Origin of the sequence: Bacillus marinisedimentorum, from assembly GCF_001644195.2 — a bacterium.
GTDB lineage: Bacteria > Bacillota > Bacilli > Bacillales > Bacillaceae_O > Bacillus_BL > Bacillus_BL marinisedimentorum.
Genome location: NZ_LWBL02000017.1, coordinates 24,125 through 38,591, shown reverse-complemented (window position 1 = coordinate 38,591; position 14,467 = coordinate 24,125). Strand labels below are relative to the sequence as shown.

Sequence of the window (14,467 nt, the reverse complement as noted above, 5' to 3'; positions counted from 1 at the left end):
TCAATCAGTCTATTTGCAGCGGAGGGGTGCTGAATTCTTCTTTTAAAAACCTGGTCCTGAACGGCTCGTCAAGAACGGCTGCATAAGCATATGCCGCACGCACATCCATGTCGATAAGAGGGTGATTGAAACGGGAAACTGTGGATACAAGCGGCACGGAAAACTCTTGTTTCTTCTTTCTCAAGTAAGCCTGGCCTTTTTCGGTCATACCGAGCAGCCTTAAATAAGGGACGGTCCCGCTGTCTTTCGCTTCCTTCATTTCCTGTTTGCCCGTGTTGGTAAGGATGTGAGTGCATAGGCGCTGCAGGCGGGTCCATGTATAGCGCTTGGTTTTGATCTTTTCCATAAATTCGTGAAATGAACCAGATTCCGTGATAAATCCCTTAAGACGGTTTTCAATGCCTTCTTCAGCTTCATAAACACCTGCGGCTTCTCGGGGGCTCATTGTCAGCAGCCGGTATTTCAATAGAGGGAAGTAATGCTCCCAGTTATGGAGCAGTCCGTAGTTTTGTTGATAAGCTTCAATGGTATCGGCGGTGCTTTTCGGCATGAAATTCACGGCTTCTTCCATGCCGCCAACCTGGAATATGTTGTTTCGGATGCTTGTTGCACTTGCAATGTTACCCGGCGCAAGATCCGGATCGTGATAGGCGGCTCCTGTACGTTTGACTGTGTAAGGCTTTATGGCGCTTTTATGTTCTAAAATTGATTTGACATACTGAAAACCCAGTATATTATTCGGCTTTGTCAGGTCGATCAGCATGTCCTTATCTGCTCCTGCAACCGACTCGAAGGCATCGGAAGCTGCACGGGGATAGCTGCTGCCTTCTTTTACGCTCTCCTTAAGCGATCGGTTGAATTCATCTTCCTTTACCGACAACATTTCATATGTATGGAGAAAGCGGTCAATTTTGCCGTCCTCACTGCCGAAACACAGGGCGTCGACCTTCATGCTGTCCAATATGGATACGGAGCCGCTTGCAAACGTGTCGGCATTCTGAGTCGCGAATGCGTAAGGAAGTTCAATGACAATATCCGCTCCGCCCTTCAAGGCAGCATCTGCACGTGCCCACTTTGAAACGATGGCAGGTTCACCGCGCTGCAGGAAGTTTCCGCTCATCGCCGCAACAATGATATCTGCACCAGTTGCAGCTTTCGTTTGCTGGAGATGGTAGTAATGCCCATTGTGGAAAGGGTTATACTCTACAACAACACCTGCGGCTTTCATCGATCATCCTCCTCTCATAGTTGATTCCATAATGCCTTTATTATATGCTTTAAGGAAAACAGCGGCAAATCCGGCAATTACCGGATTTTAATTGCAGCTGTATGTGTAAAGAAAAAATATTGACAAATACTTAAAGCAATACTATAATTACTTTTGTTGCCTTGAGGTGATAACAATGAAATGGCCAGTCCAGCAATTAATGAAATACCGCCACAAAGACTTGACGTTTGATGAGACGGTCGAGCTGAGCGAGCTGGAAAACGAGAAAAATGATATTCGAAGCCTTTCGCCTGTCCGTGTAACGGGAGAGGGTCGTTTCAGCGGGAATACGCTGACTTTTGATTTGAGAATCAAAGGCAAGATGATCCTGCCGGATAGCCGGACACTGGCAGATGTCGATTATCCGTTCGACATGAAAACAGAAGAAATGTTCAATTTAAATCCCTCTCCATATGAAACGGAGGAAGAGGAAGCGGAAATCCATCCTGTTACGGGGGATGTTCTTGACTTGACTCCATATATCCGGGAAAATATACTCCTGGAGATTCCGATGCAAGTCTTCAGCGATGAGCCTGACAAAGGGCCTGCGCCACAGTCGGGAAAGGATTGGGAAGTTGTTACCGAAAAAGAGAACAGCGGGAAGATTGACCCCAGACTTGCCGAACTTGGTAAATTTTTTGACAAAGAAAATGAATGAACGCCTTAGCGGCTTCATCTCCATTTAAATACATTGTAAGGAGGTGGGAATCATGGCTGTACCTTTCAGAAGAACTTCAAAAAAGGTTAAGAGACAACGTCGTACACACTTCAAACTAGGAGTACCAGGTATGGTAGAATGCCCGAACTGCGGAGAGCTTAAACTAGCTCACCGTGTATGTAAAGAGTGTGGTACGTATAAAGGAAAAGAAGTGGTTGAAAAATAATTTCAACATCGGGAGCGCAAGGAAATCCATCCTTGCGTTTTTTCGTACATACATAGTTCGTTGGGAGTGAAACTGCGTTGAAAACGATCATCGAAAAAGATGGCCGCGGAGTGCTTAAAATCGTGCTGAACCGGCCGGATAAACGGAACGCCGTTGATTTTGATGTAATGGAAGCGATTTCCGAGGCTCTCGACAGGGCGGAAACGGACCCGGATGTTAAAATGGTCACTTTGACAGGGACCGGGAAAGCATTTTGTTCAGGCGGCGATTTATCCGTTTTTCACGAATTATATACGAAAGAAGAAGCCTACGGAATGCTGTCTAAAATGGGCAGCATATTATACCGCCTTCTTACACTCGAAAAACCGACCGCTGCGGTCATACAGGGAACAGCCGTTGGCGGGGGATGCGAACTTGCTGCAGCTTGTGACTTCCGGATTGCAGCCTCTCATGTAAAGTTGGGGTTTGTGCAAGGCAGACTTGGCATTACGACCGGCTGGGGCGGATCGACCATGTTGTTTGAAAAGCTTCCGCATGCCCAGGCTCTTGAAATGCTCAGCGGAGCCAGGCTGTATACAGCTGAAGAAGCGCATGCTCTCGGTTTCCTTCAGAAAGTTTCGCCGGCTGACGGCCTCGAAAAAGATTTTATAGAATGGAGCGAGCCTATTCTGAAGCAATCTTCCCACGTCCTTGCGAGCTACAAAAGGTACGCCTCTTCAAAATGGAAGTCACCTTCGTTTTACGAACGGTTCATGAATGAAATTGAGAGATGCGCTGAACTATGGGAAAGCGAAGAACATCATGAAGCTGTAGCCCGTTTTATGAATAAATGATCGGCTTTCAATCATCCCGCAGAAAAGGTAGTCTATCTTTTCTAGCAATCGCATAACGTATAGTAAAAACGAAAGGGATGAGATGATGGCGGCTTCAAGGCAGGATGCATGGAGTGAAGACGAAGATTTGCTTCTCGCAGAAATTGTGCTCAGACATATCAGGGAGGGCAGCACGCAGCTTGCTGCATTCCAAGAAGTGGGGGGAAAGCTTTCAAGAACAGCTGCCGCATGTGGATTCCGCTGGAATTCTGCTATCCGTAAAACGCATCAGCAGGCAATCGAACTGGCAAAAAAACAGCGCAAAAGCCACGCTTCAGCAGAAAACCATTCTGAGAAACAGGATGTAAATGAAGTCGAAGAACCTGTAGGCGCACAAAGGAATGACCAGCCTGTATGGGAAGAGGCCATTGAAAGGATCCGGCACGAGCTTGATGTTCTTTCTCAGAAGTTGGCAGTGAATGAGAGCGGTCGCAGCGAGAAAGGGATTACTGAGGAACACGAACGTGAAACAGCGAGATTGAAAACGGTGAATCAGGAGCTTGAAGGAGAGCTGAAAAAACTGATAGCTGATTATCGGTTAATGGAGGAAGACTATAAGGCGCTGATCAAAATTATGGAAAGGGCCCGCAAGATGGTATTTTTACAGAATGATGAAAATACCAGTTTTAAAATGGACATGAATGGGAATTTGCAGCAAGTAAAAAAATAGACAGAAAAAGCGCAGCATCTGGATTCCAGAGGATGCGCTTTTTAGATGATGAATTTCATTCCTTGCAAGGCGTTCAGGACGCCTGATGTGTATTTTTTTCGTCATTTCGGTTTGTTACGCCGTCAGGATACCACGCATAGCAGCTTTCTTCTTCGCACTGGGCGGGATCAAGCGGCTTGAAGCCCATTTTTTCCCAAAATTCATCCGAACTTACCCGCGGATTTGTAATAATTGGCATGCCTGATTTCTTGGCAAAATCCACTAAGATTTTTCCATAACCTTTCTTTTGGAAGCCAGGAAGCACCTCGAGTTTGTGGAGTTCCAGATAATCCTGCGGCGGATTGAACGTGCGGTCGAATTTGCTTTCCACTTTATAGAGACTCATTCTGGCAACCAGCTTATCGCCGTAACGGATACCGTAGAAAGGCGACTCGCTGTTATTTTCGATAATGTTTTCCTGCAGATCTTCCAGCATGGAAAGTTCTTGTATGCCGTATTGCTTGAAGTGTTTAAATTCTTCCAGGGTCTTATAATTTGTTAACAGACGTTCTACAGTGACATTCATCATGTCAACCCTCCAATAGAAATCAATAATATAATATTTTCATTATATAATAAAAATACAGAAAATTCACTGCAAAGAACAAATAATCAAATATTCCCTGCCAGGATTTCAAGTCTATTATACTACGGAAGTTCAATTGTTACAAATTTTCGAATATTGGAAGCGTCTCTGTTATTCGGGCGTCTTTTTTTACTTTTCATTTTATAATATGTTGAAAAACATCAAAGAAGTGCGGAAAAAAACAGAAAAAAATTACCCGGAAGCCTTTTCCTGTCTGGTAAAATAAATGGCATAGAGGAAACGGTTTCTTTTTTTTGCCGGAAATTTTGTGATGGCCGGGGTGGACATATGGAAAAACCAGATATAGGCGTAATCGGTGGAGGTGCTGTCGGCCTTTTGACAGCTTATCATTTGAGCAAAGCAGGGTATCGGACAACGGTTTATGTGCGGCGCATTGAACAGGCGGAACTCATCAACAGGGACGGAATCATCTATGAAAACGGCGATGGGGTATTCTCGGCACGAGCAGCAGGCAAAATTCTTCATCAGGAAGAGCTGTCTGAACAAGTCGTTTTTTTGGCTGTTAAACAATATGATTTGCCAGACGTCATGGGCCAAGTGACCTGCGGTAACCAGGAGTCGGTCGTCTTCCTTCAAAATGGAATGAGTCATATCAGCTGGGCAAAAAAACTCCGCGGCAGTGTCTTTGTAGGTGTTGTGGAGCACGGTGTATATAAAAAGGCGGACAACCATGTATTTCATGCCGGGAGAGGCAGAATGAAAATCAGCGCATTTTCCGCCGAAAACAGAAAGCCGCTGCAATTATGGGGAAAGCTCACCGAAACGGGCTATCCGGTAGCGGTGGAAGAAGACTGGTATGTGATGCTTGCTGAAAAACTGATGATCAACGCTGTCATTAATCCGCTGACCGCGTTATACCGTGTGAGAAACGGCGCTTTGCTCAAAAACAGCCATTTCCGAACCACCATGGATGCGCTGTTTGAGGAAGCGTTTCAGGTGGCAGACCTTCCTGATAAAGAACGTATTCGGGAAAAGGTCATCGCTGTCTGCAGCCAGACGGCATCAAACACTTCATCGATGTTTAATGATATTTTACATCACAGGAAAACTGAGATTGATGCAATAAGCGGTTACGTTCTTGAGAGAGCCCGCGAAAAGGGGATGGAACTTCCTGTGACTTCGTTTGTTTTTGAAAGTATAAAAGGGCTGGAAAAAATGGGGGGATCGCATGATTGATGTTCTGGCCGGTGTTGCTGCAACACTGGTAACCATTCCATTACTCGGGTTTGCGGCAGCATTTCTTCTTTTCAGCAAAATGACTGGAAATCGACGCAAATCGTTTTTGCTGGCAAGTGATATTTCCACATTCTTTTTGATATGGGCTGTTTATGCGATGGTGCTGGTTATCTGGGAAGTAGATGTTGCCGGGTACCTTCCTTTATTGTTTATTATGACAATCATATTCTTTTTATTCATGCAGTGGAGGTTCGCTGAAGAGATTCATATAAAAAAAGTATTGAAAGGGTTCTGGCGGTTCAACTTTCTTTTATTTGGCTTCGGGTATGTTGGACTGGTCTTATACGGACTGGTCATGCGCTTATTGGTGCTCTAACAGAGCCTGATAAGCGCTTTTTACCCGTTTTTGGGGGAATCCGCTCCGTCTGCGGGCTGAAAAGGGCTAATTTGTTGGTGGTGCTTCCCATTTTTGCTATACTGATTGAGAATGATTGTTAACGGCATCTGCAAAAAAAAAGAACCGGCTGCATTGGCCGGGCTTTTTGCTATATGACCAACGCAGTGTTCGCGGAGTGAAAGGGTGTTTAGATTGAGAGTGGAAGAATTGGATATCCCATTATTAAATGCAGCAGCAAGTGACTATGTCCGCAATGATGAAAAAATCAGCGGTTTTTTTGATTATTCACTTGATGATTCCCGCCTGTTTGCGAAGAGAATAGATGAACTTGGAAAGCGTGAATTTCAGCGAGAGCAGCTGGCAGACCATTTGCTCGATTTCAACCGTTCGCTGTCATGCGGCCCCCAGACCATTGCCAATATTGAGAAACTGCAGAAACCCGACGCTGTCGCTGTTGTGGCAGGTCAGCAGGCGGGTTTGTTAACAGGCCCCCTTTTTACAATACATAAGACGATTTCGATTATTCAGCTGGCCCGTCAAATTGAAAAAGAACACGGTGTTCCAGCTGTGCCTGTTTTTTGGGTGGCAGGGGAAGACCACGATCTTGAAGAAGTGAATCATGTATATGTGATGGAGCACACTGGAAATACTGCAGAGGCTAAAAAGCGTACGTACCCTTATGATAAACAGCAAAATGCGAAAATACCGGTATCGGACAGGACCCTTGATAAAGGGAATTTGAAGAAATGGGTGGACAGTATCGTAAGCAGTTATGGTGAAACCGTCCATACGCGGGAACTTTTAGCGCGGCTGGAGCAAGCTTATGAATACAGCGGGTCATATGTAACGTTTTTCTCGAAGTTGATGCTGGAACTGTTTTCCGAAGACGGGCTTGTCCTGCTTGATTCGAATCATCCGGAGTTGCGCCAAATTGAAAAGCCGTTTTTTAAAATGCTGATTGAAAAGAATGCTGATTTGCGTAAAGCCGTGAAAGAGCGGTCTGAAATGCTTACTGACAGGGGCTATTCTGATCTGCTTGGTACAGCCGTCAACAGCAGCCATCTTTTTTATCATCTCGAAGGGGAACGGATCCTCCTCGAACCGAAAGGAAAAACATTTTTTTGCGGCAAGCAGAATGAATGCCTCTATGATATGGATGAACTTGTGCGTGAAGCCGACCGGCACCCCGAAAAACTGAGCAATAATGTTGTAAGCAGGCCGCTAATGCAGGAGTTTTTGCTTCCGGTGGCGGCTTTTGTCGGTGGTCCAGGTGAAATTGCTTACTGGGCCGGCTTGAAGGATGCGTTCCATCTGTTCGGCTATAACATGCCGCCTGTAATCCCAAGGCTATCTCTAACGATCATCGACCGGAACATTGAGCGGCATCTCGATGAGCTGGACCTTCCAGTTGCCGAAGTTGTCCGGGCGGGGACAGGCAAATTCAAGGATGAGTGGCTTGAACACCAGCGCCAGCTGCATCTAGAAGATGACATCACACATATTAAGGATGAAATGGACGCTGTCCACAACAGGCTTCGAACACTTGCCGAAAAAGTTGATCCGACCTTAAAGGATGCGGCTTTGAAAAACGGTAAATTTGTCCAGGGGCTTCTTGGCGAGCTTGAAAAGAAAATGGAGCGGGCCATCGAAAGGAAATATGCAATAAGGCTGCTTAAATATGAACATTCCGGCCTTGCGCTCTACCCTAATGGAGCACCGCAGGAAAGAATCTGGACTGTTTTGTACTATTTGAACAGGTACGGCTTTGATTTGCCGGGCCGGCTCGCCGACCGGGATTATGAGTGGAACGGCCGCCATAAACTTCTGTTTATTTAACCATTCACCGCCATCCTTTTTCCCGGATAATAGAGCAATTGGTAAGGACAAAGAAGCCTTGCTGAACCAATAAAAGGTAAAAAAGAAGGAAAAAATCCTGCTGCCAAAGCAGGATTTTTTTTGTTGTGAACAGAATACCTAAAATTAGTGTGGTGAAAAGTGGGGGATTGTGGTAAGTTAATGTTAGAAAGTGGGGCGGCCGGACATGTTCATGGGTGAATTCCATCATAATGTTGATACGAAAGGCAGAATGATTATCCCGGCGAAGTTCAGGGAAGACCTCGGGGAGACATTTGTTCTCACAAGGGGACTGGATCAATGTATATTTGGATATCCCATGGAAGAATGGAAGGCTCTTGAAGAAAAAATGAAAGCCCTGCCCCTCACCAAAAAAGATGCCCGCGCATTCACACGTTTTTTCTTTTCCGGAGCTACTGAATGTGAGATTGACAAACAGGGAAGAGTAAATATCGCAGCTCCGTTAAGGGATTATGCAAAGCTAGATAAGGAATGCGTTGTAATCGGCGTATCAAACCGTCTCGAAATTTGGAGCAAGGAAAAATGGGAAGATTACTTTGCGGATTCTGAAGAGTCTTTTTCCGAAATAGCAGAAAACATGATTGATTTTGATATTTAAACAATGTACAAGAAGGTGCAGCAATGTTTGGACATGAAACGGTATTAAGAGAAGAAGCGGTGGAAGGGCTCGGTATTAAGCCGGATGGGATCTATGTGGACTGTACACTCGGCGGAGCCGGTCACAGTGAACTGATTCTGTCCAGGCTGTCTGAAGAAGGCAAGCTGTATGCGTTCGATCAGGATATAACGGCGATCGAACATGCGAAAGAAAAGCTTGCTCAATACGAAGGTAAATTTGAACTGATCAGAAGCAATTTTCGTCATTTAAAAGAGAAACTGCAGGAGTCAGGCGTTGATCAAGTAGACGGTGTCTTGTTTGATTTAGGTGTTTCGTCACCGCAATTGGATACACCTGAACGGGGGTTCAGCTATCAGCACGATGCTCCTCTTGATATGAGGATGGACCAGGATTCACCCCTTACTGCCCACAATGTAGTAAATGAATGGGAGTTCAACGCGCTGGTGAAAATTTTCTTCCGTTACGGTGAAGAAAAATTTTCAAAACAGATTGCGAGGAAAATTGAGGAGCACCGGGAAAAAAAACCCATCGAAACAACTCATGAATTGGTCGATATTATTAAAGAGGCGATTCCTGCTCCTGCAAGAAGAAAAGGCGGCCATCCGGCAAAAAGGGTGTTCCAGGCGATCAGGATTGCTGTCAATGACGAGCTTCAGTCTTTTGAAGACACCTTGGAGCAGGCGATCGATGTAATAGCCCCTGGCGGCCGCATCAGCGTCATCACGTTCCATTCACTCGAAGATCGAATTTGCAAAACGGTGTTCAGGAGAGAAAGCAAGGGACCAGATCTTCCTCCGGGATTGCCGGTTGTCCCTGAAGAGCATAAGCCAAAACTGAAATTGATAACACGGAAGCCCATCCTCCCGTCAGAACAAGAAATGGAGAGGAACAAACGGGCAAGATCGGCAAAGTTGCGCATAGCCGAGAAAAATAAATAAATAAGCAACATGCTGGGGAGGTAAAACAGTGAGCAATTTGGCATATGAGATTCAACAAAAGCAACAGCAGCAACAAAGAGAACGTCATCAGCAAAAACAGCAGAGAGTTACACAGCCAGTCCCGCAACGGAAAAAGGGGATCACGCTTGGGGAAAAGCTTCTGGCGCTCGGATTCGCTGTGATTCTTGCATTTTCCTGTTTCATCATTGTCTCGAATTATGCTACACTTTACTCTGTCAACAAAGACATCCAGCAATATGAAGCGGCAATTGACAAACAGCAGAAAGTGAACAATGAACTTGAGTTGTCAGTAGCAGAATTAAACAATCCGGAACGCATTTGGGAAATCGCCAAGAAAAACGGTTTGACCCTTAACGGCGATAACGTGAAAGTCGTTCAGGATTAAGTCATCGGAGACGTGATTGGCATGAATAAAAAGAATGTGAATATCAACAGGGGAGCAGCAGTCCTTACTATCGTTTTTTTGCTGCTCTTTTTTGTTTTACTCGCCCGTTTTGTCCAGATTCAGGTGACAGGTAAAGTTGAAGGCCAGGTTCTTGCCGAACTGGCAGAGGAAAAGTGGTCGAAAGAGCGCACGCTCCAGGCAAACAGAGGCAGCATATATGACCAGAACGGCATTGCGATTGCTGAAGATGTTACATCTTATACGGTATACGCCATTCTGGACAAAGATTATCCTGTGCACATCAAAGACCCCGGTGAAGCTGCTGAAAAATTGGCTCCTCATCTTGATATTCCAGCAGACAAACTGGAAAAAACGATGTCACAGGACAGGTTCCAGGTGGAATTCGGATCTTCCGGCAAAAATATCAGTCATAGTTTAAAAGAAAAAATAGATGCCCTTGATATTTCCGGCATCGGTTTTATGAGGGATACGAGAAGGTTTTATCCGAATGGAACATTCGCCTCCCACATTATCGGTTATGCGGCCAAAGGGGAAAGCGGCAGCTACTCTGGTGCGATGGGTATCGAAAAGACGATGGATGACCACCTGAAGGGTAAAAACGGCAAAATCCAATATTTGAGCGACAGATCGGGATTTAAGTTGCCAGACCCTGATGAAATGATGAATAAACCGGAAAACGGCAATGACGTTTATTTGACAATTGACCAAAAAATCCAGACGTTTCTAGAAGATGCTATGTCACAGGCATACGAGAAATATGAACCGGAGAAGCTGATGGCCGTTGTTGCTGATCCGAAAACGGGTAAAATCCTGGCGATGAGCAGCAGGCCGAGTTTTGACCCGAATTTGCGCAATATCAACAATTTCGGCAATGACATCATCTCGTACCGATTTGAGCCGGGTTCGACGATGAAAGTGTTCTCGCTGGCAGCGGCAATCGAAGAAGGAGTATTCAATCCGGATGAAATGTATAAATCCGGTTCCTACAAGATTTCCGAGCGTGACTGGCCGATTAGGGACCATCATAGGGGGGGGTGGGGCACAATCACTTTCCGTGAGGGCGTCCAGCGCTCATCCAATGTGGCATTTGCAATCCTTGCCAATGAGAAACTCGGAACCGACCGCCTGCGTCAATATATTACGAAATTCGGACTTGATGAAAAAACGGGAATAGACCTCCCGGGGGAAGCCAAAAGCAAGATAATGTGGAATTATCCATCAGAACGGATTTCCACCGCATTCGGCCAGGGCAGCACGATAACCCCAATACAGCAAATTCAGGCTGCGACCGCTATTGCGAATGATGGCAAAATGATGAAACCGTATGTACTTGAAAGTGTCCATAATCCGAATACCGGTAAAACAATTGCCGAAAAAAAGCCGGAAACCGCAGGCAAGCCCATCAGTGCAAAGACGGCAAAAGAAGTCCGCGATTTGCTTGAAACGGTCGTCACCGCTCCTGAAGGGACAGGGAAGCCTTATGCGATTGAGGGATATGATATCGCCGGTAAAACCGGCACCGCCCAGATTGTAGGTGACAATGGGCGATACATGTCGGGAAATGGCAACTATATCTATTCATTCCTGGGCATGGCACCCACTGATGACCCGGAACTTGTCATGTATGTCGCTGTAAAGCAGCCGGATCTTGAGCCCCATGAACTCGGTTCAGATCCAACATCATTCGTTTTCAAAACTGTGATGAAAAACAGCCTGCAGTACTTGAACATCAAACCTGAGGAAAAGAAGGAGCCTGAAAAAAAACCGGATCGATATGGAGGAAAGCTCGCTGAATTTGCAGGCATGGACGCTCCTGCAGTCATGAGCAGCCTTAAAGAAAAGGGCATTGAGACTGTTATCCTTGGTGACGGCAGCAAGATTGAAAAACAGCTCCCCCACGCGGGCAGCCAGGTGTTACCGGGAGAAAAAGTCTTCTTGCGCACTTCAGGAAAGGCAAAGATGCCGGACATGACTGGATGGTCCCTGCGTGATGCGATGAAGCTGGCGGATTTGATGGAATCCCGCCCAAACATTATGGGTTCGGGATTTGTTACCGAACAAAACATCAAGCCAGGCAGTGAAATCAGAGAAGGAGACTACCTTGTTGCCCAGCTGCAGCGGCCTGATGACGGTAACAGTGCCAGCGATCAGGAAAGTGCCGATGTGGAAGACTCTGAGGGCGAAGAGGAAACGCAAGACACGGAAACAGATTAATATGCCCACTGGATAGCTTGTTCTACCTTAAAAGACACGCGCATACGTATAAACCAGGCCCGTCTGAGATGAATGGGGAGGTTAACGTATGCGCGTTTCAAATGTAACGGTGAGAAAAAGGCTAATGACTGTTTTCATTATATGCCTTTCTGTTTTTTTGATTATTGATGTAAGACTCGGATATGTTCAATTCTATCTCGGAAACTGGCTGTCATCGAAAGCTGCCGATTCATGGAGCCGCAACATTCCGTTTGAGCCCATGCGCGGGGATATCTTGGACCGGAACGGGGAAGTTCTTGCAACAAATGTCAGCTCGCCTTCTGTCCTGGTGGTGCCGAGGCAGATAAAGAATCCTGAAAGTGCTGCCCAAAAACTGGCTGCGGTGCTTAACATGCCTGTTGAAAAAGCGTACAAGCATGTTACTAAGGGTATTTCCATAGAGCGAATCCATCCGGAAGGCCGTAAAATCAGCTATGAAAAGGCCAGGGAAGTGAGGGAGCTTGGGATTGAGGGCGTCTACATTGCCGAAGATTTCCGGCGCCATTACCCATATGGGAACTATTTGTCCCATGTGCTCGGCTTTGCCGGGATTGACAACCAGGGGTTGACCGGCCTGGAGCTGTATTATGATAAGTATCTAAAAGGAAAACAGGGCCATGTATCGTTTTTTTCAGATGCAAAAGGAAAGCGGATGCCTGATCTGGCCGATAATTATGAACCTCCGGAAGATGGACTTGATATGAAACTGACAATCAATACGAAAGTCCAGACTATCATGGAACGGGAACTCGATATTGCTGAAGCGAAATATCACCCTGACGGCGCCATCGCTATTGCTATGAATCCCAATACCGGCGAGATTCTCGGAATGTCGAGCAGGCCTGGCTTCAATCCGGAAGATTATCAAAAAGCCGATCCGAAAATTTATAATCGCAACCTGCCGGTATGGAGTACGTATGAACCAGGGTCCACATTCAAAATCATTACATTGGCCGCATCGCTTGAAGAAAGTGCGGTCGACCTTGAAAATGACCATTTTCATGATCCAGGAAGCATTGAAGTTGCTGGCGCAAAGCTCCGCTGCTGGAAAAAAGGAGGCCATGGATCGCAAACTTTTCTTGAAGTCGTGGAAAATTCCTGCAACCCGGGTTTTGTTACATTGGGTGAAAGGCTTGGCAAGGAAAAGCTGTTTTCTTATATTAAAAACTTCGGTTTCGGCGAGAAAACAGGTATTGATCTCCAGGGCGAAGGAACAGGTATTTTATTTTCACCCGATCGTGTCGGTCCTGTTGAGCTGGCGACTACCGCTTTCGGACAGGGGGTATCCGTGACACCGATCCAACAGGTGACCGCAGTATCGGCTGCCGTCAACGGCGGGTATCTTTATCAGCCGTTCATTGCAAAAGAATGGATCGATCCTGTAACTGGTGAAGTCGTCAATAAAAATAATCCCGTAATGAAGCGGAAAGTCATTTCAGAAAAGACATCCGAAGAAGTGAGGCACGCCCTTGAAAGTGTCGTCGCCAAGGGAACAGGCAAGGGGGCATTTGTGGAAGGATACCGTGTCGGCGGAAAGACGGGGACCGCACAGAAGGTCAAGGACGGCCGGTATATGACAAACAATCACATCGTATCCTTCATCGGATTCGCACCTGCAGACGACCCGCAAATTGTTGTATATGTTGCGATAGATAACCCGAAAAATACCGTTCAGTTCGGCGGCGTCGTCGCTGCACCGATCGTAGGAAACATTATGGAGGACAGTCTCCGGGCGCTCGGTGTCCAAAAAAGAAAAGACCAGATCGAAAAGGAAACCACCTGGCTGGATGAACCTCTGGTTGAGGTGCCGGATTTGATCGGCGTCACTAAGAAAGAGCTTCAAAAATATTTGCTGAATTTAAAACTGGATAAAAGCGGTGAAGGAGATACTGTAATCAGGCAGGCTCCGGAAGCAGGTGTCAAAGTGAAGTCTGGTGCAACCATCCGCATATTTCTCGGGGATGAAGATTCATCCACCGGAGAGAAAGAAAAAGACAGGGAGTGAAGCCATGTGCATTTCATGGCTTCTTTTTCTGTGAAGAAAGGACCTTGCCAATTCATGATCGCATCTCTATTTCGATCGGTGTGACTCTACGAGACTCATCTAAAACGCTCTGCGTTTTCTTCATGCGATGTGAAATTCGATGAGTTTATTCAATGTTCTGCGGGAGCAACGGGACAAATGAGCCCCCGTTTGAACCCTTGCGCAATGATAGAGTCTCATCTCCCGCTCCGCTGCCAAGAAGGCACCGTGGATGCAACCGAAGGCAAGAAAGAGCAAGTGCCGCTTTTGCGCCCCTGGTGAAAGCGAGTGCTTCCAGCGGATATCCAACAGCAGTGTTTAACAAAGCCTTTTAAAAAAATATCTGAAAGACGGTATATTTGGCAGAAAGTAGGGTAATGGAACAAATGGGATATCCTCCTGTGCCAAATCCACATCATT

Annotated in this window: 14 protein-coding genes; 12 read left to right on the top strand and 2 right to left on the bottom strand. The window is 46.1% G+C overall.

Features of this window, described 5'->3' with window-relative positions; genetic code table 11:
• Positions 1-4: 4 nt before the first annotated feature.
• On the bottom strand, positions 5-1,228 hold the full coding sequence (locus A4U59_RS05640; protein WP_070120210.1) for a nucleotidyltransferase: 1,224 nt from the start codon (positions 1,226-1,228) through the stop codon (positions 5-7).
• Between the two features lie 175 nt (positions 1,229-1,403).
• On the opposite strand from A4U59_RS05640, the gene A4U59_RS05635 reads away from it, so the two are divergent.
• From A4U59_RS05635 to A4U59_RS05620, 4 genes are all read left to right on the top strand, one after another.
• Positions 1,404-1,925, top strand: coding sequence for a YceD family protein (locus tag A4U59_RS05635; RefSeq protein ID WP_070120209.1), 522 nt, complete (start codon positions 1,404-1,406; stop codon positions 1,923-1,925).
• Positions 1,926-1,977: 52 nt separating this feature from the next.
• The gene (gene rpmF, locus A4U59_RS05630; RefSeq protein WP_070120208.1) at positions 1,978-2,151 is read left to right on the top strand and encodes a 50S ribosomal protein L32; all 174 of its coding nucleotides are present in this window, start codon (positions 1,978-1,980) and stop codon (positions 2,149-2,151) included.
• Positions 2,152-2,228: 77 nt separating this feature from the next.
• Positions 2,229-2,984 carry an enoyl-CoA hydratase/isomerase family protein gene (locus A4U59_RS05625; RefSeq protein WP_070120207.1) on the top strand — a complete coding sequence of 252 codons (756 nt, stop codon included), beginning with the start codon at positions 2,229-2,231 and terminating at the stop codon, positions 2,982-2,984.
• A gap of 85 nt (positions 2,985-3,069) precedes the next feature.
• A complete protein-coding gene (locus tag A4U59_RS05620) occupies positions 3,070-3,693 on the top strand; it encodes an RsfA family transcriptional regulator (RefSeq protein WP_070120206.1) in 624 nt (207 codons plus the stop codon).
• 73 nt (positions 3,694-3,766) lie between these two features.
• Here A4U59_RS05620 and A4U59_RS05615 read toward each other — a convergent pair whose 3' ends face one another.
• Positions 3,767-4,258, bottom strand: a complete 492-nt coding sequence (locus A4U59_RS05615; protein ID WP_070120244.1) for an N-acetyltransferase — start codon at positions 4,256-4,258, stop codon at positions 3,767-3,769.
• 348 nt (positions 4,259-4,606) lie between these two features.
• Here A4U59_RS05615 and A4U59_RS05610 point away from each other — a divergent pair, with 348 nt between their 5' ends.
• From A4U59_RS05610 to A4U59_RS05575, 8 genes are all read left to right on the top strand, one after another.
• Positions 4,607-5,515, top strand: a complete 909-nt coding sequence (locus A4U59_RS05610) for a 2-dehydropantoate 2-reductase (protein WP_070120204.1) — start codon at positions 4,607-4,609, stop codon at positions 5,513-5,515.
• Positions 5,508-5,891 (top strand): DUF3397 domain-containing protein, encoded by a 384-nt coding sequence (locus tag A4U59_RS05605; protein WP_070120202.1) that lies wholly within the window; start codon positions 5,508-5,510, stop codon positions 5,889-5,891. Before A4U59_RS05610 ends, A4U59_RS05605 begins: the two co-directional genes overlap by 8 nt.
• Before the next feature lie 219 nt (positions 5,892-6,110).
• Positions 6,111-7,748 carry a bacillithiol biosynthesis cysteine-adding enzyme BshC gene (bshC, locus tag A4U59_RS05600; protein WP_169823916.1) on the top strand — a complete coding sequence of 546 codons (1,638 nt, stop codon included), beginning with the start codon at positions 6,111-6,113 and terminating at the stop codon, positions 7,746-7,748.
• Positions 7,749-7,953: 205 nt separating this feature from the next.
• Positions 7,954-8,385 (top strand): division/cell wall cluster transcriptional repressor MraZ, encoded by a 432-nt coding sequence (gene mraZ, locus A4U59_RS05595; RefSeq protein ID WP_070120200.1) that lies wholly within the window; start codon positions 7,954-7,956, stop codon positions 8,383-8,385.
• 23 nt (positions 8,386-8,408) lie between these two features.
• Positions 8,409-9,344, top strand: coding sequence for a 16S rRNA (cytosine(1402)-N(4))-methyltransferase RsmH (gene rsmH, locus A4U59_RS05590; protein WP_070120199.1), 936 nt, complete (start codon positions 8,409-8,411; stop codon positions 9,342-9,344).
• 28 nt (positions 9,345-9,372) lie between these two features.
• Positions 9,373-9,750: a cell division protein FtsL gene (gene ftsL / locus A4U59_RS05585; protein ID WP_070120197.1), complete on the top strand. Its 378-nt coding sequence runs from the start codon at positions 9,373-9,375 to the stop codon at positions 9,748-9,750.
• Between the two features lie 21 nt (positions 9,751-9,771).
• A complete protein-coding gene (locus tag A4U59_RS05580; protein ID WP_070120196.1) occupies positions 9,772-11,985 on the top strand; it encodes a penicillin-binding protein in 2,214 nt (737 codons plus the stop codon).
• Between the two features lie 88 nt (positions 11,986-12,073).
• Positions 12,074-14,029 (top strand): stage V sporulation protein D, encoded by a 1,956-nt coding sequence (locus tag A4U59_RS05575; RefSeq protein WP_070120195.1) that lies wholly within the window; start codon positions 12,074-12,076, stop codon positions 14,027-14,029.
• Positions 14,030-14,467 lie beyond the last annotated feature (438 nt).